Here is a 21733-nt window from a genome sequence, read left to right on the forward strand (position 1 = left end):
TTACTGCGCCTGGCTGGCCTTGTCCGCATTTTTGGTGTAACCAACTCGGGCAATGACGACGGCAATTGCAAGGAGAGCAGCGAGACCGCCGTAGAATACAGATCGGGAAACATCGGCGAACATATCGCTCAAGTTATCAACGCCGAGGAGAAATACACAGATAATGACGATAAAGCGAACTGGTTTGCTATAAAACAATTTCATCAGTAGCTATCCTTCTGGGGTGAAATGACAACAGCATTACACCACATCAGATACCGTTTTTTTTTCGCTAACGGGCCTATTTTGACCAGAAAAAAATAGCGCCTCAGGGTTGGCAATGGCGAGGTTCTTTTCGAGGTACCTGTGGTCATCCCGTCCTGATATCAGAGAGAAAAACGGTTCCAATTGAAAAATTTAGTCGCGTTCGATGGACCTCAGGAGATCACTCCCAGTGGCGCTCAGCTTGACCTGATAATAACTTCCCGGTAAAGGCCGCTGGGACGGATTGGCCAGCTCAACCAACCCAAGCCGAAAGAGGACCGGGGTGCTACGGCATCGCACATCATCCGATGCCCCCCTATACATCCGGCATTCCCGGGCCCGACGAAATTCACCGCAGATCTCATACTGCGTTCCGCTTGCCAGACGATGCAACACATAGATTTGGGCCTGTGTAAGCGGGGAAATAGGTCGCTTTGTGTCAGCCATAATACTCCTTTTAAGGTGGGTCTGTTCGGCTGGCTGAAAGATCAGGGACAGACCATGTTAGACCGATACAGCCTGTGACTCGTTTATCCATTCACCAGCGTTATTTTTGTAGGGGATACTTTGAGACTAAAAGCCTTAAGTTTCTTTTCGATTGCGAGTTCAAACCACTCAAGCGGTACTGTAACTGTACTATCATCTCCTCCCATAATCTGATCAGACTCATAATTCCAATCTTCATCAAGCGACGGATTCATTCCACGGGCATAGATAGCTGTATCTCGGGAGACAGGACTTCCATCCAGAGAAGCATTGGTAATCAGACAGACGCCATGGCCTTTTACCAGAGTAATCTGAGGGGTCAGACGGGTCTGAACCATATGCTTTGGCGATGGCCAGAAAACTTCCCCTGCCAGGCAAGCTTCTTTTTCCGTCTTACCAGCTTCGTTAAGAGGCACCCCCCCCGGATAATTTGTTGGCTCAAAAAGCTGATCAACGGTTGCAAGGAATTGATCCGCTGACTGGATTTCTTTAAGCAGTTTTTTTACCCCTGAAATCTCGAATGTTAATCTGCTCATCTGATTATTCTCCGCAATCCGGCGCTAGCATCAAATGCTTGGTTGCCAAGAGCAGCTCTTTGACGTCAGCAGGAGAAACCTCCCCATTGCCTTCGACAGCGTCCTGTAAACGCTGACGCGTCGCCTGAATCGTATCAGACGACAGAGATGCAAGTTTGCTCAATACCGCGTTAGCTTTTTCCACTGCGGGATACAGGGCTTCTGAGGTGGTATTGTCTACATCATTATCGAAGACCAGCTCAGACTCCATATTAATATTGTCTTCAAGCCAGCTAGAAAGAATATCAAGAAAAGACATGACTTTATTAATCTGCATTTTTTTGCCCTCGGTTGGTGTAAACCCAATATAACAAACCGACTCTCCCGGCTAATAACCCAAAGAGCAAAAAAAAAAAAATAGATAAATTAGATAGGACAGAATTTAGTTTAAAAAGGTGTAAAGACAGACCCGCTATAAATAAACTCAGCACTGAAGGAAAAAACCTTCCATATCGGAAGGCTTATGGTGCATCAGGTAAAAAATACTGCTGCTTCTGGAACGCGACGAACGTCGCGAAAACAGCTATCAACACTGCCATGAAGTAAACCAGGTATGAGCCGGATTGCCAGATATTTACGCCGAAAAAAGAAAGTAACTTTCCGTCCGGGATAATAGAAAAAGCCAGGTTCCATAATCCGGTCAGTACAACCTGAGCGATAATCATTTTTCCCAGCGCACCCAGTTCCTGAGTTGCATACATTGCAGCCATTACAAATGTCAGAACTACCACAAGGAGAGCAGACAAAGCCACAACCGAAATGCTCAGTCCGACGGACGTAAATATAATGGCTTCTTTAAAAGCCAGACCTGTAAACCCCCAGATCAGAATGACTAAAATGAAAAACAACAGGATAAATTTCATTAAAATTGCGTCCCTCTTTCAGTGGTAGAATCTGGCTACGATGTCAAAGGCCAGCCTACCACTCGCAGAATGTATAACATGAGGTTAAATACAAATCCGTTCACAGGCCCGTTTCAGTGTTTCTTTGGTATGACATTGTGTGGCCTGATTTAACTGTGTCCGGATATGCTGCTCATCATGGCCGTCAGCAACAAAGAGTTTGATTTTACTTTCAAGACGGCTCATTGCTTCGTACAATTTTGCTTCTTTATTGTTCTTCATGAAGCGAAGAACGTAATCCGCAATAATATGCACAGGCGGTGTTTTTATTTCACGGGAGCGATTGCTGGTCATGATTCTTTCCAATTTTTTGTATTGAAAATACCGTTATACGGTGCCACCACATTTAAGCCAACCTTTTCCGGTTGTATAAGAAATGCGACCGTCCTTAATTAGCGATTGCAAACGGCGGTCAAGAATCCGCAATGGTTGCGGATTGCTTTCCCTAGCGGCAATCCTGTGACACTCTGCTTTGATTTCTCCGGCAAATAATGTCGCGAACGGCTTAGGAACCGGGGTTAGAACTTCGATGAGTGCCTTGTCCAGCGCCAGATATTCATCCATGTTTATGTCCTTACACATAATAAACTAACTATGATTTAACTAATTATACCGAATCGGGGTACGAACCGAATAACCTACAGGTTGGAAAATCAACTTCCCCGGTATATCCATTGAGAGTCTGTCAGCCTGTGCAACGACATCAGGCTGATCGCCACTCACCCGCTAATAACAATGGCCTGCTCCGGTTGTGGCTGGCGATCCCCCCGCAGTGCCTCAGACTCCCTGAGACGGGCTGATGGCATCGTCATTGCCTTAAACCCCTCTTCCCGCGTACGCACCAGCATCCCCCACGAATAGGTTTCACAGACATCGTTCTCTAAATTGGGTTCGGTCGACAGCAGGGACTCCATCTTCGGTTCGATGTGTACCGGCGCAATGTTTTTATAGACAGGGTGAACACGATACTCTTCAGACGCCTGTGCCCGGTAGCTCCCTTGCGCCAGCAGCACGTCATGGGAAACCAGGTCATATTCCGTATCTTCGACAAAGGTCTTCAGGGTGTGCGTTATTTTGCCGTATCCTTCAATATTCCAGACGGAGACCATCGTAAACTCTTCTAACGCTCGGGGAATTTTGACCAGAAATCCATTCAATGCCTTGCGACCCTTCAGCATACCCACCAGGTATTGCTTGTTCGGATAAGGGCGCATCGCAACCAGGTCATTTCCTGTCAGGTGAAGCGACAGTTCCGTGACGCTCACGGAATCCAGCGTGCAGAGATTTCCCATCGGATGCAGGATTTTAGGTACCAGGTGTAAAAACATCGTCATTATCCTCGTTTATTATGGTTTCAATTATTTCGGTGTCGCTTGATACATTTCGAACCAGAAGACAATCGGCTTCTCCGTGACTTCAATTAATCCAAATCGCTCTGCGGTCCTGAAGTTGACGCTGTATGCCCTGGCGCGTTCTACCTGGCGGCTTATTTCTTTCCGCATTCCTTCAACACTCAATGCACCTTTAAAGAGATTGCAGGGGGCGCAAGCCGGAAAAAGATTTTCGATTGCATGCAGTTCAGGATGCATGACCTTACCGGTACTTCGAGCCTGGTGTGTCACTCGACTTCCAGCGGGGGCTCTGACCATTTCAAAATCCCGCCTCACCGGTTCAACATGATCGGCATGCCAGCCTTTTTCCGGCAGAGTACAGCCGCAATAGGCACACCGACCACCAAATTTCAAACGCAGTTCGGCTCGTTGCTCTTTGGATATTTTATTTTTGGGCTTTGAAAATCGCCCATCATCAGATTTAACCTTCGGGAGGAGTTCTGAAAAATTGGGTAATTCGATTACTGAGCCTTTGTTATTTAGAACTTTCACCGGACCTCCCAACCATATTAAGACGGTTTTTTATTAAATTTCCTGAATTAGTTTTCGGATTTTAATCAGGTGTGGTCGGCTTAATTTACATAGCTGTTCGGTCGCGGCATCCAGAGTGGGGAATACATGGGCCTCATTAATATCCACTGTCCAGTATTTCGCCTTCCCTTCCCCCAGATCAGATTCAAAATAATTTCGCTTTACTCCGACCTGCTTTGGTCTTCCATTTATCCTGATAATCTCGTGCCGCTCATCGAAGATAAAACCATCACCGACTAACGTCAGAAGAACAAAAGGACCTTCGGGTTTTTCCGTACCCAGCGAACTCACCTCATTATTCATGCGACTTCCCCAGCAATGCGCTCAAAATTGATTACCCACACCCACGGGTTGGCCTGCCAACTGTCTTCTCCATAGGTGTCTTTCCAAAGGCTGCGGAAGCCAAGAAAATGCTTATCGCCAATAACACAACATTCGGTTGGGGCTCCTTCAGCTTTCGCATCCTCTTCGCTGATGCTGTTTAACCGCTCTACTCGCAAATCGGTGATTTCCAGTACTATACGGCTGGCCCAGCGAGGCATATGGATAGAAGGTGTCCACGCACCTTCGAACTTCATATTTTCTGTACGGGGCTTCCAGTCGGCCTCATCAGGGATCGACCACAGCCCATAATCCCCCGAACGCTGTTCACAGCTCGCACGGTAAATGCGGGCTGCTTCAGATCTGTCCATCACAATGTTGTCATTCCAGTCCACCGCGCACGCATCTTCATTCCCGAGCAAGGAAAACGCTTCACGTACAGTAATACGGTCGCCAACTACACCGTACGGACAGGCGCGAAGCGCCGAATTTGGCTGAGTTCCTGTTGGAAGCCACCAGTCATGCGTATGCCCACGATGTCGCGGTGTTTGCGCAGGCCTTACCGACCATTCAGGTGAACTGTACTGAGGCTCTATAATCCGCCGCGTCTGTGTTTTCTGGTTTGCCAGAATTGCCCTGACCATTTCATCTTTAAAAAGCATTCCACGTGTCTTCACTGTGGTTTCTCCTTTCACACATGGTTCACACATTGAGAAGCCTATCCATCTTTATTCGCCCATCCCTGGAAACGACAGTCGTTACACGGTCGCGGGACTCTACATCCCTTCCTGAAAACGTGGTGTACACACCCCGAATTAATCTTCATCCGCTTCCACTACCGGCTCGGTCGTAATTTCATATTTCACGCAACCAGGTGCATCCAACGCTTTCGCGACAGACTCACACAGCAATGACAAATCATTCAGGGTCATCGGATATTCAACTTCCAGGCTGTAAAGTGCATTGGCGCTGGAGGCAGTGGCCTTGTCAGCGTGGCAGGCATTAAAAATGAAAACGGTATTTTTTTCTTGAATAGTCATAGTGCAATCCTCTGGATAATTAGCCCTGTTTTCAGGACGGTTTTCGATTAAAATTATCTATTCTTTTTTATTACTTACTGAAATCTGTTGAACAGGTTCTGACTGATCATTTTCTCCGACCGGTGTTTTGTCGACAAATGACCATTCTTGTTTGGGTTCTTTATATAAAGCACTAGCCTCAGTATTCATCCATGATTCAAAAGCAACATAAGTCATGCCTTCCTCACTAACGCGGGCCTTAAAAACCTCCCAAGCTTGCAGATCAAGCGGCTGGTACTCTTTCAGCGACTGGTCAAGCCATCCCTTCCAGATTTCCTTACGATGTTTAAAATGAGGTATAGCCAGGTATGCATAACTACCCGCAACACAAATTAAATACAGGAAGCCGCTCCATAGAGAGGAATTGAAAAAAATCTGACTAGGGAAAATACATGCCACTATGGCAATAATTAATAGCAGGTGTTCCTTACCAGTGGGCTTATTAAATTCCCAGTTGATTGAAATGCCCCTTATCTTCCTTAAGTTCCTTTTTTTATCCTCTTTATCGGTCATATATCAGTCCCTAATAGTTTTAAAATGGATGTTGTTAGTCTGATGAAAAAAGTTACTTTTCAAACCCGCACCGTAACGGACTTCACCCCTGCGAGCATTACACCACACACATTTCATCTATTTTTCCGTTAACGGGGCTATTTTCACGCTTTTTTAGGTCTGTCTGATTGTGCTAATTGCCTCACGCCAGCAGGCGGACCAGACGATTCAGCAGAGGCCTTAACAGTGCCGCAGTACTCTCCCGGCAATCATCCACATGCCGGAATCCCGTCTTTTTCGAAGACTGGGGACCGGACAGCATCCTCAGCGCCCAAATAACCTCCCGTAAGGTTTCGTCGTACTCCTGGGAAATACACCTGGCTAACGTCGTCAGAAAGCGTTTTCTGACAGCCCGGTAATACAACCGTTCCTCCGGTTGCATTGATTGAGGCTTAATCCGCAGGTTACAGAGAGTCAGTACAGCGTCGAGCAGACCGGCTTTCAGTTCGTCACCCGTCCGGGCCAGATGTTGCTGGCGTTCGTTCTCCAGTTGCGTCGTGATCCATGCCCCAAGAGGCGTTCGGTTGTGGGTGTGCAGCGCCACACAGGCCGCAACACAGCACCAGAAGCGCAGTTTCTGCCGCTGCCCCCGCAGTTTACGGGCAACGAGCAGGCGGTAATCGCAGTCGGTCAGGATCTTGAAACGGTGGCTGACGAGCAGGGACGGCAGCGGCGTCTGGTCGTTAATGCCAAGACGTGAAAAGGCCTGCCCGCGTTGAGCGAGGCGGTGGTACACCGCACCTTTCCCCCGGGAAATTCGGACGGCGCCGTATCTAAGCAGGTACTGTGCCGCCGCCACGGGGGTAAACTCACCGTCAGACACACGCTGGCGTAATCCGTCATATTCATGCCAGATAATCCAGGACGCAGTGTCTTCATCGACCGTCAGCTCATCCTCTTCTTCGAATGCAACGATGTTCAGGCTTTCCCCGCTGCTCAGCAGGCTGCGGGAAGCACGGTCATCCTCCCGACCGTCAAAATAGGCCATTTCGGCAGACGGATCAGACAGCCCGTCAAATGACGTCCCGATACGGCCTTCCGGCAACTTCATCCAGCGTGGTGCTGGCATCGGCGTGCGGGGTACGGGTTGCATAGCTGGCTCATCGTCGAGCAGATCCAGTGCCCCCCCTTCCCACACCTGGCGGTAAAGTTCGATGGCGCGAAATGGTCGCGGGTTAAAGCAATGCAGTGACCAGAGAAAGTCGATATGCAGCACGTTGGCTTCCTGCACCAGTCGAAACTGCGGCTCCGCCATGCGGCGGTTATGCGCCGTATCTTCGACCTCGCCAGAAAGTAACTTTTCCCGCACCGCTGCGGCCCGCTGGGCCTCCACGTAATCGAGGCTGCAACAGATATGGAACAGTCGTTCGGTCAGGGACGACGAGAAAACATTGGGCTGAAGACGCACATACCCGCCCTCAAACACTTTGCGGCCGATATAATCCCGAAGGCTCCAGTCGTACTGGATTTTGGTCAGGAAACGCTGAAGGCGGTTTAGACCAGCCTGGTAGCCGTACTTCTCAGGATCAGTGCGGAGTAAGGTTTCCATCGAGTGGTCAATGCCGACGGCGCAGCATAAGGAGCACCCTATAATTCTGATCATTTAGAAATTTTTTTGCGTTTAAAATCAATGAATTGAAAGATTTCATTTTTCTAAGTCTGATAAAACAGATGAAAACCCAACTGACTATACTCATAAAACTCAATCTTTGCGCTGCTGTACGATACCAGTAATTACAGGCGCCGAGTTTAACATCATGAAAAGTAGCCCAATAATGAATGACGCAACGCCAGCTGCGGTGCCTAACTTCTGACTGAACACCATTGAAACAAAGTACATATTTGGGATAAAAACGGACATAGCAATCACGAAAAGTAACTTATTCAGATAATTATTTATTCGGGTCTTAACCTCAACTCTATCATAAAAAGCCATCGAAACGTAAGCAGTTATCAGTGAATAAAAAGACCATGTCATATAGTTAACCGATTCATTAAATGCCTCTCGCAAAAGCAAAGCACTTTCTGTCATTCCCTACCTCATTAAATCAATAGAAAATAAATCTGAATAATTTATTTTTAAAAGAAAAGAACACAACATAACTTCAGTAGTTATGATTAATCCCTGAATGATTATTTCTTAGCAAGATATAACATGCTTAATGTATATCAGGCAATAAAAAAACTCCCAAAGACCACCGCTGTGGTCTTCAGGTATAGGATTTAAAGAACGAACTCAGTCCGGAAACGTATCACTATCTTCTGTAACGTCCGCTTTCTCTGGTAACATTCTGTTTTTAATATACTGTGAATTCCTGCAGATGAGAGGAAAAATCTCCGAGTTATTCATTATACAACTCGTTGCCGTACGGGCGTCCTCCGGAGACCATGATGAAAATGAAAACGTCTGACGGTCAAGCCATTGAGACAATAATACATTATCAACAGAAGCGCTAAACAGCGCCGCAATAGCCCTGCGTTCAACGGCCTTCTCAGGTTCAATAAACGACAACTCATTATGAAAACGGGTAATAATCGCAATACGGCTGTCAATACGAATATGTCTTTCAAGTAAGACATCGTGCAACTCATCAAGTACAGTCTCTCTCTGGGTATCGTCGAGGCAAGACCACAGGAAATGAATGTTCTCGGCATTTGTGACAACGTCTGGCTCTGCATCACGGAACCATGATGCAAAGATACCCACACTACCTTCCATCCGGATATGCTGCCCCTGAAGTTGCATTTGTTCAAGGATAAAGCGCATGTTCACAGGAAGAACCGTAAAACACTCAATAAGCCTTTCAGAAGAACTAAATACTCCACATGCCAGGGCGTTCAGCTTTTTCTTCAAAATATCAAACTGCTCACCTGACTGATATACGTCATGGAGAAATACTGGACCCATAGCATTCACATCAGACTCAATTATTTTCTCTGACAGTGCTTTTTGACGCTCTCGCACAAATATTAAAAGAGAGGTTGCATTTGTAGCTTCTTTGATGACGTCATACTGACCTTTAACAAAGCTCAGGACAGGTATATTCACCAGAAGACCTAAATCAACAATCCTGCCAACAGCATTTTTGATGTACGGCAGAACATTTTTATCCTTAAGTGCTATAAAGATACTCTCGGCAGTACGTAGATAACGAAGATATGCAGCCAAAGCCAGGTCAAACCGTTCCTCACCAATATGTTCACTGTACGACTCGATACCGGCATAGTTACCATGGAGCACCATGTGAGCAACAGCCTGTGCAGCAAATTCCGCAGGGAAGAGATTCCTCGTCGCCGTATTATTAAGATAATATTGATTTAAAACATTATTATTCCAGTCCGGGCTCAGAACAATTTTTCTGAAATGGATAACGTCCTCAACAACCTGACGATTTTTAAGCGTCATTATTGCAGAGCTAACCTGAGCCCCACCTGTACCATCATTCTTTCCAATTACGTTCTGTACCGCCTTCGATGCAATATTGATATGCCGGATAATTCCCGGATTAAAAAGGTCTATCTGAGGTTGCTCAGCTCCATAGCGTAACATCTCCTCCCGACCGTGATTTCCGATATCTAGTGTGCCAATTTTCAGGTTTGACAAGGTCTCTTCATTATTGACAAGGTATTCCACATAAAATACGCCATCTACAAAATTCTCCATTTTATTCAGTAGTGATTCACCGGCCAGAACAGAGTATGAATCAGCTTCCTGCAGCAACGTCTGCGTGGATTCAGCCTCCAATTTTTCTGAATCCTGAATTTCATCAAGTTTACTCACAATAAACGATATTTGCCTTTCGACGAAAGGCTCTAGGCTTATCCGCCCGTCAGCCATCAGTTTCTGCAGACTCAATACGAAACCTTCATCATTCTTTTCTCTGAGTGAAACAGCATAACTCTGATTCAGCATTTGCACTGCGACTTTGAGTTGCGGTTCGGCGAGAGCCTGACACTTCTCATCCATCCGGCTATAAGAAACCAGCCAGTCTCGCATCTGAATATGTGGTGCCACTCGCTGCCATGCTTCAGCGAAACCCCACAAGGCCGTCAGTTCTTCAAGCCGTGGGATATTTATAGCACCAATCGCGTCTTTAAGAGGCGTATCAAGCAACTCGCTCCTGGCAAGCTCCACCGTGGACTGATAGTGGATGCTCATCAGAAATTCGCTCCATCTTTCTGTATCGTTATTAAAAATTCGGGATATTTGTTGATAAGTTAGCGAGAGCATCTCGTCAAAATCATCCGGAGCAATACCGGGTTCGGTCTGACTAGCTTTGGGATCGCGAAGTAATACTTTAATATCTCGCTCCCCGTATCTGACCACCAGTAAGTAGAGAGCAATAAGAATATGGCGATGATCTTCTGTTGCAGGAACGGTAAGGTTCAGAATATGAATATCATTAACAAACTTCTTCATTAATCGCGGTGTGATACGAGGATACTCAGAGGGTTTCCAGCGCTCAAGCAACACCGTTGCTTCCCGGCACGCTATCCCTGCATCCTCATTTACTGTTTCTTTCCAGTACTGCCTTAACGCTTCCTGCCATCCTGCCGAAATAAGAGGAGGAACCTGAAAACTTACAGGAATCCGCTTTGCAATAAACTCACGCCCGCTGAAACCCGCCACAGAAAGTGAGGCTGAAACCTGTCTTGCCGAATAGGGCACCACTATCCTGAAGTGTTCATGAGTGGCTCCGGCAATAAGCTCCATATCACTCCAGAGCTCTTTCACTTTGTCTGCACTGATTCGGTCCAGATTATCAATGATAAGGATGAAGCGATCTCCATGGGAAATGACCTCTTTGGAGGTAAATCCCTGCAGAGCTTCAGCCAGCTCAATAGCTCCGACCTCCTTATTAACTAGCCAAGTCTCTTCAATCCTGTCAGTACTGTTGCGTTTGAACAAATCACCAATACTCGAATACCCTTTCTTTCTGTACCATTCCATGTTCTGCAGGCATGCCAGTCCTGCGACCATAATGGCAGGAGAAAGAAACGCGGCCACCTCAACATAAAAAAGCCACCCTAATAATGACTCCTTGTGATCCTACCCACGTAATGTGGACACGGCCCTAAGCGAGGTTCTGGTTTTCAAATTGTTCGGGACTGAGTCCGCCACAGGCACTGTGTCGGCGCCACCGATTGTAATCACACTCGATATAATTAAACACCGTCATCCGCATGATTTCCCGGCTGATAAGGCGTTCCCCGTGGATACATTCCACCTTCAGCGAGTGGAAGAAGCTTTCCGCGCAGGCATTGTCGTAACAACATCCTTTGGCACTCATGCTACCGTGCAGATTATGCCGCTTCAGTAACGCCAGATAGTCTGCCGAACAGTACTGCCCGCCTCTGTCCGTATGCACGATGACATTTTCCGGGCGCTTACGTCGCCAGAGTGCCATCTGTAGCGCATCGCAGGCCAGCTGCGCTGTCATCCGCGACGACATCGACCAGCCGATGACAGCACGGGACCACAGGTCAATGACCACCGCCAGGTACAACCAGCCTTCGTCCGTGCGCAAGTACGTGATGTCACCCGCCCACTTCTGATTCGGGCCACTCGCGTAAAAATCCTGTTTCAGCAGATTTTCAGACACCGGCAGGCCATGTTCGCGGTATCGGACCGGGCTGAACTTCCGGGCCGCTTTTGCGCGAAGCCCCTGACGCCGCAGGCTGGCGGCAATGGTTTTGACGTTGTACTCAGGCAGTTCGTCAGCGAGACGAGGCGCACCATAACGCTGTTTTGCCTCAGTGAATGCCTGACGGACAGCAGTATCACAGACGAGCCGGAACTGCTGACGTGGTGTTATCTGCTGACGACGCAGACGCCACGCATACCAGCCGCTACGGGCGACCCGCAGTACCCGGCATATGGCTTTGACGCTGAACTCAGCCCGATGTTTTTCAATAAAGACATACTTCATTTCAGGCGCTTCGCGAAGTATGTCGCGGCCTTTTGGAGAATGGCCAGCTCCTCTGCCTGTTCCGCCAGTTGGCGCTTAAGACGGGCAATTTCAACGGACATTTCCTGCTCACGTTCGGAAGAGCTGCGGGCATTGTTAATCTTACTGCGCCATGCGTAGAGCTGGGATTCGTACAGGCTGAGTTCCCGGGCAGCGGCAGCAACACCGATACGTTCCGCAAGCTTCAGGGCTTCGTTGCGGAATTCAGGCGTGTACTGTTTGCGGGGCTTCTTACTGGTTGATGCTGGTTTTGTCATGAGTCACCTCTGGTTAAGAGTTTACTCACTTAGTCGTGTGTCCACTATTCGTGGGTAAGATCAGTATGCAGTCCAGGCCATCATGCAGCATATTCCGTCGGCGGTCTGAGCTGCTCAGGATAATTTCAATTCCGGGATGCTGGCGATAAAAATCAGGCAGGTTGGGTATAACAAGTAAAGCCGCAAACGCGACAGGCATATCTATGAGCGAATAGCGGGCGTCAAAATGATAGCGACAGGAAAGTTCTGCCATATTAAACATAACAACCCTTGGGCGCACCGCCGCAGGCGCCCTCAGCACGTTTCTGCGGCCTCCCGCCTGTTTCCGGCACCTTTCAAACGCCCCTGATGATTTCTGCGCGTCTGCATGGCTATGCAGTGAGATCTGCTCTCCACCGATTAGTGCATGCAGATTTTGGAAACGTCCAATTCTGGCACGAAGCGGTCACCCCGGCGGGGTGCAGTCCGCTGTCAGCGAAAACGGACATTGAGCCAATCAAATAATCTGTGCCAGAATTTGTCATTGAGGCTAGTACTTTCGAGTAGATCTATTTCCCGCCCGTACTCTTAAACTCATCTATCTCATCCTTCTACGACTTATTACCGGGAATATAAAACCCCGCCGAAGCGGGTTTGGTAATTTGAGTTTTTCTCAGGCGGCCATCTTTCTGCATTGTTCGGCGCAGTGATGACAAGCGCTTGAGCAATCCTGACAATGGTCATGTTCATGCTTTCCACACTCGTCACCGCACTTCTGACAAACATCAGCGCAAAGACGGCAAAGATCCTGGGCAGACCCGCTATTTAGTGTCATGAATTGAGCTGCAAGACGGCAGATATTTGCACACTGCATATCCAGTTTTATGCACTCGCGCATCATCTCCAGATTCTCTTCGTCGAGACACGAAGCCGCACAGTTATCACATGCCGTTGCACATAGATAACAGGCTTCGATGCATTTTTTGTATTCGTCTAACATAATTTCTCCTTAGCTAAGGTTACGTATTAAGCATGGAAGAGATAACTGATTATTCAAATTTTGAATTAGTTAATTACCTTTTCAGCATTTCATATCATTGATTCAAAGTGCATCTCTAGGGTTACCTAATTCACCTATGTCTACTTCTGGCACAATGCAGAAATGAGATAGATTTACTTTATCCGCTTCTCGCTCAAAGCTGTCCGTAATCCCTTGCCTGCTTAAAAAAACCGGATTAACGTGTGATGTTTTTACGTTTTCCAGGCAGCCTTCATCGGTAAGTACCTGTCTTACAGACTTCAATGCACTTAGTTAAGAAACATCCTAATCGTCCTTTCGCCGATCGCGAGATCTGTTATGGCAGCTAAACTCGATTGATACCCCAATCCGCGGGGCAGCATTTCCTTTCCGCACGCAAGAAGGAGAAGATCATGAAAGCAGTAATTTACAACGGTCCTTATGATGTAAAAGTAAAAGACGTACCGGATGCGAAAATTGTCCGCCCCACGGATGTACTCGTCCGCATCACCACCACCAACATTTGTGGGTCGGACTTGCACATGTATGAGGGCCGGACCAGCTTTGAACAGGGACGGATTCTGGGTCACGAAAACCTGGGTGAAGTGGTCGAAATTGGCTCAGGCGTTGAACGTATTAAGGTGGGCGACTATGTTTGTCTGCCGTTTAACGTGGGATGTGGTTTTTGCGAAAACTGTGAAAAAGGTCTGACCGGCTTTTGTCTCACTACCAATCCGGGTACGGCAGGCGCAGCTTATGGTTTTGCTGAAATGGGTCCCTGGGAGGGAGGTCAGGCGGAACTTCTTCGGGTGCCATTTGCCGACTTTAACTGCCTTGTTCTTCCCCCTGATGCGGCAGAAAAAGAAGATGATTATGTGATGCTCTCTGACATTTTTCCTACCGGCTGGCATGCAACAGAACTTGCCGGATTGAAGCCTGGTGAAAGCGTGGCCATTTATGGCGCGGGGCCGGTCGGTTTGATGGCAGCTCATTCGGCGATCATTAAAGGTGCTTCACAGGTGTTTGTGGTTGATACGCACACAGACCGGTTGGCTCTGGCTGAAAAAATGGGGGCGACGGGCATCAATGCTACTGGCGATGAAGCTGTACAAAAAATTCTCGACCTGACGGATGGACGCGGTACGGATTGTGGCTGCGAATGTGTTGGCTATCAGTGCTGTAACAAACATGGCCATGAAGATAACTCTGTTACCATGAACAGTCTTGTTGCGTCGACGAAAGCAACCGGGGGAATTGGTGTGGTTGGCGTCTTTATTCCTCAGGATCCGGGGGCTGAATCGGAGCTTGCCAGAGAGGGTAAGATGCCATTTGATTTTGGGAGTTTCTGGTTTAAAGGACAGGCAATCCGTACCGGCCAGGCGAACGTTAAGGCCTATAACCGTCAGCTGTCTCGCCTCATCCATCACGATAAAGCCAGTCCGGGCAAAATAATTTCTCATCGTCTTTCGCTTGAAGAGGCTCCTGCCGGATATAAGCACTTCGATGAGCGGGATGAAGGATGGACGAAGGTTATCCTTAAGCCTTAAATAGAGTTATCCGGTATGAGAAAGCAAAAACCGGGAAAGAATGTATGACTTTTGACAGGGTGCAATAAAATATCCTGTCAGGGCGTTATTATTCATACTTTCAGCTGCCAGGCGCTTCCATATCCAGACTTGTTCCCTGATTTTGCCGACGAGATAGCAAAATTAATACATTCAGGAGGAGGCATCTGCGGTTGATCTGTTCCGTATTTATTAACGCCCTGTGCTGTAAGTATTGTCTGCCTCTACCACATAGCAGACATGTGCGCAGGAACGGTCCGCTATGAGCGAAAAGCGGACTTCCGGTCCTTGCGCAAACTCCCGTTCCGAGAAGTTGCAGTTCACAAATCACCTGTTAAAGAAGGTATGGTAGCCCACAGCATTAATTTTGCTTCCATCTTCAGTCAGACTGGCCGGTACCGGCTTCCGATAAGTTTCGTCGGCTGAGGCCCGCTAAAGTAGAGAGGTCAAAAAATAACCTTGACGTACAATAATTTTCGATATCCAAACTGACCCCTAATTAGGTGGACACCTGATGACTGACTTAAAATTTCTATCACGCCAGCGTTACACATCCGCAGTCGCATCTTGCGGGGTTCAGCGGGGTGTTGCAGGCGGACGTGCACGTGCGGACGCCCTCTGACACCACGACCGAAGCGCTGTGCCGTATCGGCGAGCTGTATGGCATCGAGGCGGGCATCCGGGGCAAAAGCGCGGCGGAACGGCTGGCCATTCGGCAGGAAAAAGCGGTACCGCTGCTGACCGCGCTGGAGGGCTGGCTGCGTGAAAAGCAGAAAACGCTGTCACGGCACTCGGAGCTGTCGAAGGCGTTCGCGTACGCGCTGAACCAGTGGGATGCGCTGAAATTATACCTGCGGGAGATTACTGATACAGAACACGCCGGGAATGTGCCGCCATTGACGCAATGACGACACAGCCCTTTTTAACCGTTCCGTGAGAGTTCCCTGGCAATATACTGTGCGGTACGGCTTTCTTTGACCTGCGATACCTGTTCGGGAGTTCCTGCGGCAACCAGGCGTCCTCCCTCATGTCCCGCTCCAGGACCGATGTCGATAACCTGGTCTGCCTGAGTAACCGCCCGCATATCGTGTTCAATCATTATCACCGTATTTTCTGCATCAACAAGCCGCTGCAGCTGCACAAGGAGGCGGTCGGCGTCTGAAGCATGCAGGCCGGTTGTCGGTTCATCTAGGATATACAACGTGTGGCCACGTTGGCTACGTTGTAGTTCGGTTGCCAGCTTGATCCTTTGCGCCTCCCCTCCGGATAACTCGGTTGCTGGTTGTCCCAGACGCAGGTAGCCCAGACCAATTTCACTCAGCAGACGGAGGGGACGAGCCACTGGTTCTTCAGTCGCAAAGAACTGACTGGCTTCATCCACCGTCATATGCAGGACCTCCGCGATATTTTTGTCCTGCCAGCAGATCCTGAGAGTATCCCGGTTATACCGCGCGCCATGGCAGGTCGGGCACGGTGCATACACGCTCGGCATAAACAACAGCTCCACGCTGACGAATCCTTCACCTTCACAGGTTGCACAGCGGCCTTTTGCCACATTGAAAGAGAATTGACCCGCATCGTAATGATGGAGTTTGGCGTCAGTCGTTCCGGCAAAGAGCTTACGAACAGGATCAAACAACCCGGTATATGTCGCCAGGTTTGAACGGGGGGTCCTGCCTATCGGTTTCTGGTCAACCTGAACCAGACGCTTTACCAGTCCGGTATCACCGGTCAGGGTACCGTACGTTTTCTCCGTTACGGATGGCCCCTCAGCGTCGCTGGCTTCGGAAAGCACGTCTTCTGGCTCACCGCCAAGTGAAGAAAGCACCAGTTCCGGTAAGGCCTGGGCAATCAGACTGGATTTACCGGAGCCAGAGACTCCCGTCACGGCTGTCAGCACACCCAGAGGAATATCAACATCGATCCACTTAAGATTGTGGCGATGGATCCCCTGCAGTTTCAGCCACCCGGATGGGATACGGGCAAAAGATTGTGGTGGCCGGACTTCATCAAATAAATAACGCGCGGTACGAGATTGGGTGACGGCTTTCAGATCTTCAGGAATACCACTGTAGAGAACATGTCCTCCCTGTTCACCAGCCGACGGTCCCACATCAACAAGCCATTGCGCCCGTCGCATCAGGTTAAGATCATGTTCAACGACAAACACCGAGTTGCCGGCATCACGAAGGTTCTCAAGCGCATCGTAAAGCGCTTTACTGTCTGAGGGGTGCAGACCCGCAGACGGTTCATCAAGAACATAGACCACACCAAACAGCATCGAACTGAGTTGCGTGGCAAGACGCAGTCGCTGAAGCTCTCCTGCAGATAGAGTTGGGGTTGCTCTGTCCAGCGTAAGATAACCCAGCCCCAGCTTCTGCAACTGATACAACCGGGCCATGACACCACCGATCAGCCGTTGTGCCGCCAGTCGTTTCTCTTCCGATAACGCCGATGTCCGGCAGACATCGGCGTTATCGGAATGGACCGCTTTTCCGGATGCAGCACGCTCTGTCAGATCCCGACGGGTGATATCCCTGTCGGCATCTGCGCCGGCGTGGTGGGCACTGAAATCCCCCCGGGAGATTGGAAGGAGCAATTCCGCCAGCTGGTCTAAGGGCATCTGCATAAATTCACCAATGTCCACACCGGCAAAGGTGACGGACAATGATTCTGACTTCAGTCTTTTCCCGTGACAGACCGGACACAGCTTGCCTTCCATAAAACGGGAGACTCGTTTTCTCATCAACGCGCTTTGCGTGCTGGCGAAGGTATGTAGCACATAACGACGTGCCCCGGTGAAGGTCCCCATATAACCCGGCGTCATTTTTTTCCTGACGGCTTCGCGCGTATCTTCCGGACTCAGTCCCGGGAAAACCGGTACAGTGGGGGTGTCTTCGGTAAAAAGGATCCACTGACGGTCTTCCGCTGGCAGATTTTTCCAGGGAGTGTCGATGTCATACCCCAGCGTCACCAGAATATCCCGCAGATTCTGTCCGTGCCAGGCCGGGGGCCAGGAAGCAATAGCCTTTTCACGGATACTAAGTGAGGGATCGGGCACCATCAGTGTTTCAGTTACCTCATAGATATGGCCCAGACCATGGCAAGAAGGGCATGCCCCCTGCGGCGTGTTGGGAGAAAAATCCTCGGCATACAGCATCGGTTGTCCGGCAGGATAAGCGCCCGCCCGTGAGTACATCATTCGCACCAGACTGGATAAGGTGGTCACGCTGCCGACAGAGGAGCGCGCGTTACTGGCACCGCGTTGTTGCTGAAGCGCAACGGCTGGCGGCAGTCCGTCAATGGCATCCACATCCGGAACCCCGACCTGATCAATGAGGCGACGAGCGTAGGGGGCAACCGATTCAAAGTAGCGCCGTTGCGCCTCAGCATAAATGGTGCCAAAGGCCAGTGAAGACTTACCCGAGCCTGACACACCCGAAAAAACAACCAATGCGTTGCGCGGAATGGAAACATCCACCTCTTTAAGGTTGTTCTCGCGAGCACCGCGAATCACAACTGAATTGTTGTCGTCAGTCAGGATGGGATGATAACCGAAAAGTTTCTTTGCCATAGAATTTCCTGTGCTAGGTGTGTCCGCTCTTAATAAGGCCACCTCTTGTGACGGTATCTGGTGTGCCGGACCGCTCGATCAGAAAGCCCGTCGAAAAAAGCGTTTGTGTGACTGGAAACAGATTGCTGAAGCTGGGCCCGGTGGTACCATGTGGGACACCGCTGAAGTTTCAGCGGTACCCTGCGGATCCGCCTTCTGTATGAGAACTGGCTGGCGGCGTACCCGGGACCGGAGATTTGGCTCCCGTGATAATGCGGGCTCCCCGGTACGCGACGCTGTGGTTCCAGACCCAGCTGATGGCGACACTCAGGCGGTTTCGGGTACCAATTAAAAAATACAGATGAATAATGCACGTGATTTCATATGTCATTTCCTTTCATTACAGTTTTAGACCCCATCAGACATCTGCCTGGCAGAGTTAACGGAGATAGGAGCGGACTATCGAAATGGTGTCGTCGATTGACCTCTTCTGCGACTCATTTCGTTTGCCCGTATCGGGGAATTCCTCCCGAAGATAGCTTTCCAGAACAACCGCCATCAGGTCGTTAACGGCTCCCTGGACTGACCCCGCCCCGGTAGACGATCCTGCCCTATAGTTTGAGTATAGGAGGAGCGTATGGGCACACCACGATTTACACCTGAATTTAAGGAAGAAGCCGTCCGTCAGATAACGGAACGCGGTTATTCCGTCGCCTAAGTATCTGAGCGTCTGGGCGTCTCTGCACACCGCCTCTACAAGTGGCTACGGGCTATCAAACCTGATAACAGCGAGCAGCATGCCCGGGATTTACTGGAAGCTAAAAGCGAGATCCTGAAACTCCGGGCGCAGCTAAAACGCACCGAAGAAGAACGGGATATCCTGAAAAAGGCCGCGCGGTACTTTGCAAAGGAGCCCGACTGAAGTACCGCTTTATCAATGAGCACCGAACTGTATGGGGTGTGATGACGATGTGTCGGGTACTGAATGTCGCCCGGGCCGGGTTCTATGCGTGGCTGCATAACCCTGTCTCGGCGCGTGATAAAGATAACCAGCGCCTGCTGATGCTTATCCGCGACTCATATTCCCTGAGCGGAGGCGTATACGGTTACCGGCGGGTTCATGGCGATCTGAACGAAATCGGGGAAACCTGTGGTAGAAACCGGGTGGGTCGGATCATGCAACTGGACCGGATTAAAGCTGTGCGCGGCTATAAAGCGCCACGTCGTATCGCTGGCAGGCCTTCAGTCGTTGCTCCTAATCTCGTGCAGCGGCAGTTCACCGTTGTCCGGGCCACCCAGGTCTGGGTCACCGATATTACTTATATCCGCACCTGGCAGGGCTGGCTGTATCTGGCGGTGGTTATCGATCTCTTCGCCCGTAATGTGGTCGGCTGGTCGATGAAACCCACTCTCTCACGCGAACTGGCGCTCGACGCGCTGATGATGGCGGTCTGGCGCCGAAAACCAGACAGCGAGGTTATCGTACATAGCGATCAGGGCAGCCAGTACGGCAGTGACGACTGGCAGCGCTTCTACCGGGCCAATAACCTGGCGCCGAGCATGAGCCGGCGTGGCAACTGCTGGGATAATGCGGTGGCCGAATCGTTCTTCAGTTCGCTGAAAAAAGAACGGATCAGAAAACGCATATATAAAACCAGGGATCTGGCCCGGGCGGATCTTCGATTACATTGAAGTCTTCTATAACCGGTCCCGGCGCCACAGCCACCTCGGCGACGTCAGTCCGGAGGCCTTCGAACAGGCCTCGTCGTGAGGACAGGATTTGTCTACAGGCGTGGGGTCAGTCCAAACTATAGGGCAGGATCGTCTACCGGGGCGGGGTCAGTCCATCAACGGCTCGGAAGTGTCTAGATTATCCGTGGCGATTCAGTTACAGTACATCTCAGGTCTGCAGGGTTCAGGCCCTGTTCAGGCCTGAAAATTAAGCACATTTTCTGAGGCTGGAAATCAACTCATGCTGACAGCCTGAGCCTGTTGGCATGGTAAGCAATGTGCTCACCAATAAAGCTGGAAATGAAATAATAGCTGTGGTCGTATCCAGTATGATATCGGAACGACGCATTGAGGTTCATCTCATTGCATACTCTCTCAAGGATTTTGGTGCGCAGTTGCTCTTCATAAAAGGCGTCACTCAGCCCCTGATCAATGAAGATTTCTGGTAATTTTTCACCCTGTAAAATGAGGCTGACTGGATCGTAGGCTTCCCACGTTTTTCTGTTTTCACCCAGGTAAGCGCTAAATGCCTGTTGCCCCCATGGCACCTGAGAAGGCGATACTATCGGGGAAAATGCTGATACGCTCACATATTCACCAGGATTTCGCAGAGCCAGCACCAGAGCACCCAGCCCTCCCATAGAATGACCGGATATAGATTTTCTTGCCGTTGCAGGAAAATGATTCATGACGACATCCGGAAGCTCTCTGAGAATATAGTCATACATCCTGTAATGAACATTCCACGGCTGTTCCGTCGCGTTCAGATAAAAACCGGCCCCCTGGCCAAGATCGTAACTGTCGGCATCCGGGACATTATTACCCCGGGGACTGGTATCCGGGACAACAACGATGACGCTATGCCGGGCTGCATAATGCTGCATACCTGATTTGGTGATGAAATTCTGCTCAGTACAGGTCAGGCCCGACAACCAGTATAGTACCGGCAGTTTTTCTGTTACTGCTTTGGGAGGAAGATACACACCGAAATTCATTTCACAATTAAGGGATTGTGAATAATGCCGGTACACGTTTTGCCAGCCGCCAGAGCTGGCATGCTGCTCAATGAGTTCCATCAGCCGTTATCTCATGGTTATTTCCCCTGACCGAAGCCAGGGGAAGTATCTTTAAATCCGGACGTCAGATAAACGTATACGCCGTGATTTTGTTACCCGCCGGATCCCGCAGGTAGGCAGCATAGGCCCCGGGAAGGTGACCACGCGGGCCAGGTTGACCTTCATCAGCTCCACCGGCGGCAAGGCCGGCAGCATGGAAAGCATCAACCTCTTCCGGGGTGGCAGCAGCGAAGCCGACAGTCACCCCGTTAGCGGAAGGTGCTTCACCGTTGCCCGGACGGGCAATGATAAATGCCGGCTTTTCGCGGCCATAGAGTACCCAGCCGTTGCCAAACGGGCCGAGGTTATTGATACCAAGCGTGCCCAGGACGACATCGTAAAATGCGGAGGATTTCTCGACATCGGCTGCGCCAATGAACACATGAGAAAAGATGCCGTCACCAGAAATTACCGGAGTTGTCATTTTCCACTTCCTTCAGTTTGAGTTGATTAAAATTCTGATGGG

General features: G+C 49.6%; 21 protein-coding genes and 3 pseudogenes. 3 read left to right on the plus strand and 21 right to left on the minus strand.

Annotated features, from left to right (window positions below):
• The 18 genes and pseudogenes from ACQG1K_RS24035 to ACQG1K_RS24120 form a co-directional block, all read right to left on the minus strand.
• On the minus strand, positions 1-204 hold the full coding sequence (locus ACQG1K_RS24035; protein ID WP_022652350.1) for a hypothetical protein: 204 nt from the start codon (positions 202-204) through the stop codon (positions 1-3).
• A gap of 569 nt (positions 205-773) precedes the next feature.
• Positions 774-1265, minus strand: coding sequence for a DUF3085 domain-containing protein (locus ACQG1K_RS24040; protein WP_015063020.1), 492 nt, complete (start codon positions 1263-1265; stop codon positions 774-776).
• 4 nt (positions 1266-1269) lie between these two features.
• Positions 1270-1581 carry a DUF957 domain-containing protein gene (locus ACQG1K_RS24045; RefSeq protein ID WP_022652352.1) on the minus strand — a complete coding sequence of 104 codons (312 nt, stop codon included), beginning with the start codon at positions 1579-1581 and terminating at the stop codon, positions 1270-1272.
• Between the two features lie 184 nt (positions 1582-1765).
• Entirely contained in the window at positions 1766-2167 is a 402-nt protein-coding gene (locus tag ACQG1K_RS24050) for a hypothetical protein (protein WP_022652353.1), read from the minus strand.
• A gap of 84 nt (positions 2168-2251) precedes the next feature.
• Complete coding sequence (locus ACQG1K_RS24055; RefSeq protein WP_022652354.1) at positions 2252-2500, minus strand: hypothetical protein; 249 nt, start codon at positions 2498-2500, stop codon at positions 2252-2254.
• A gap of 33 nt (positions 2501-2533) precedes the next feature.
• Positions 2534-2770 (minus strand): hypothetical protein, encoded by a 237-nt coding sequence (locus ACQG1K_RS24060; protein WP_022652355.1) that lies wholly within the window; start codon positions 2768-2770, stop codon positions 2534-2536.
• Positions 2771-2925: 155 nt separating this feature from the next.
• Complete coding sequence (locus ACQG1K_RS24065; RefSeq protein WP_022652356.1) at positions 2926-3534, minus strand: DUF6012 family protein; 609 nt, start codon at positions 3532-3534, stop codon at positions 2926-2928.
• Positions 3535-3564: 30 nt separating this feature from the next.
• A complete protein-coding gene (locus ACQG1K_RS24070) occupies positions 3565-4089 on the minus strand; it encodes an HNH endonuclease (protein ID WP_022652357.1) in 525 nt (174 codons plus the stop codon).
• Between the two features lie 33 nt (positions 4090-4122).
• Positions 4123-4431: a hypothetical protein gene (locus ACQG1K_RS24075; RefSeq protein WP_022652358.1), complete on the minus strand. Its 309-nt coding sequence runs from the start codon at positions 4429-4431 to the stop codon at positions 4123-4125.
• Positions 4428-5126, minus strand: a complete 699-nt coding sequence (locus tag ACQG1K_RS24080) for a hypothetical protein (RefSeq protein WP_022652359.1) — start codon at positions 5124-5126, stop codon at positions 4428-4430. The genes ACQG1K_RS24075 and ACQG1K_RS24080 overlap by 4 nt, the downstream gene beginning before the upstream one ends.
• 138 nt (positions 5127-5264) lie before the next feature.
• On the minus strand, positions 5265-5489 hold the full coding sequence (locus ACQG1K_RS24085) for a hypothetical protein (protein WP_022652360.1): 225 nt from the start codon (positions 5487-5489) through the stop codon (positions 5265-5267).
• A 57-nt stretch (positions 5490-5546) separates the two neighbouring features.
• Positions 5547-6041, minus strand: coding sequence for a hypothetical protein (locus ACQG1K_RS24090; RefSeq protein ID WP_015063025.1), 495 nt, complete (start codon positions 6039-6041; stop codon positions 5547-5549).
• A 181-nt stretch (positions 6042-6222) separates the two neighbouring features.
• Positions 6223-7629, minus strand: a complete 1407-nt coding sequence (locus ACQG1K_RS24095) for a hypothetical protein (protein ID WP_223866369.1) — start codon at positions 7627-7629, stop codon at positions 6223-6225.
• A 153-nt stretch (positions 7630-7782) separates the two neighbouring features.
• Positions 7783-8112 (minus strand): hypothetical protein, encoded by a 330-nt coding sequence (locus ACQG1K_RS24100; protein ID WP_000140246.1) that lies wholly within the window; start codon positions 8110-8112, stop codon positions 7783-7785.
• Between the two features lie 204 nt (positions 8113-8316).
• Positions 8317-11031 carry a P-loop NTPase fold protein gene (locus tag ACQG1K_RS24105; RefSeq protein ID WP_157843391.1) on the minus strand — a complete coding sequence of 905 codons (2715 nt, stop codon included), beginning with the start codon at positions 11029-11031 and terminating at the stop codon, positions 8317-8319.
• Positions 11032-11155: 124 nt separating this feature from the next.
• Positions 11156-12306, minus strand: a protein-coding gene (locus tag ACQG1K_RS24110) for an IS3 family transposase (RefSeq protein ID WP_087855188.1) whose coding sequence is annotated in 2 segments (ribosomal slippage) — positions 11156-12048 and positions 12048-12306 — 1152 coding nt in all. Because the reading frame shifts where the segments join, the coding sequence is not laid out codon by codon here.
• 61 nt (positions 12307-12367) lie between these two features.
• Positions 12368-12511: pseudogene (locus ACQG1K_RS24115) on the minus strand (LysR family transcriptional regulator); the annotation flags it as partial.
• Positions 12512-12958: 447 nt separating this feature from the next.
• Positions 12959-13285: a four-helix bundle copper-binding protein gene (locus ACQG1K_RS24120; protein ID WP_022649401.1), complete on the minus strand. Its 327-nt coding sequence runs from the start codon at positions 13283-13285 to the stop codon at positions 12959-12961.
• A 431-nt stretch (positions 13286-13716) separates the two neighbouring features.
• Here ACQG1K_RS24120 and ACQG1K_RS24125 point away from each other — a divergent pair, with 431 nt between their 5' ends.
• Positions 13717-14850, plus strand: a complete 1134-nt coding sequence (locus ACQG1K_RS24125) for a glutathione-independent formaldehyde dehydrogenase (RefSeq protein ID WP_022651297.1) — start codon at positions 13717-13719, stop codon at positions 14848-14850.
• Between the two features lie 569 nt (positions 14851-15419).
• Positions 15420-15719 (plus strand): annotated as a pseudogene (locus ACQG1K_RS24130) (IS66 family transposase); the annotation flags it as partial.
• A 71-nt stretch (positions 15720-15790) separates the two neighbouring features.
• Here ACQG1K_RS24130 and ACQG1K_RS24135 read toward each other — a convergent pair.
• Positions 15791-18442, minus strand: coding sequence for an excinuclease ABC subunit UvrA (locus tag ACQG1K_RS24135; RefSeq protein ID WP_180257098.1), 2652 nt, complete (start codon positions 18440-18442; stop codon positions 15791-15793).
• A gap of 616 nt (positions 18443-19058) precedes the next feature.
• Between ACQG1K_RS24135 and ACQG1K_RS24140 the strand changes: the two are divergent.
• A pseudogene (locus tag ACQG1K_RS24140) lies at positions 19059-20192 on the plus strand (IS3 family transposase).
• 199 nt (positions 20193-20391) lie between these two features.
• Here ACQG1K_RS24140 and fghA read toward each other — a convergent pair.
• Positions 20392-21228 carry an S-formylglutathione hydrolase gene (fghA, locus tag ACQG1K_RS24145; RefSeq protein ID WP_426721187.1) on the minus strand — a complete coding sequence of 279 codons (837 nt, stop codon included), beginning with the start codon at positions 21226-21228 and terminating at the stop codon, positions 20392-20394.
• Positions 21229-21292: 64 nt separating this feature from the next.
• On the minus strand, positions 21293-21691 hold the full coding sequence (locus ACQG1K_RS24150; RefSeq protein WP_012561111.1) for a VOC family protein: 399 nt from the start codon (positions 21689-21691) through the stop codon (positions 21293-21295).
• Between the last annotated feature and the right edge of the window lie 42 nt (positions 21692-21733).

Origin of the sequence: Enterobacter cloacae complex sp. 402C9 (assembly GCF_050030745.1) — a bacterium.
Taxonomy (GTDB): Bacteria; Pseudomonadota; Gammaproteobacteria; order Enterobacterales; family Enterobacteriaceae; genus Enterobacter; species Enterobacter intestinihominis.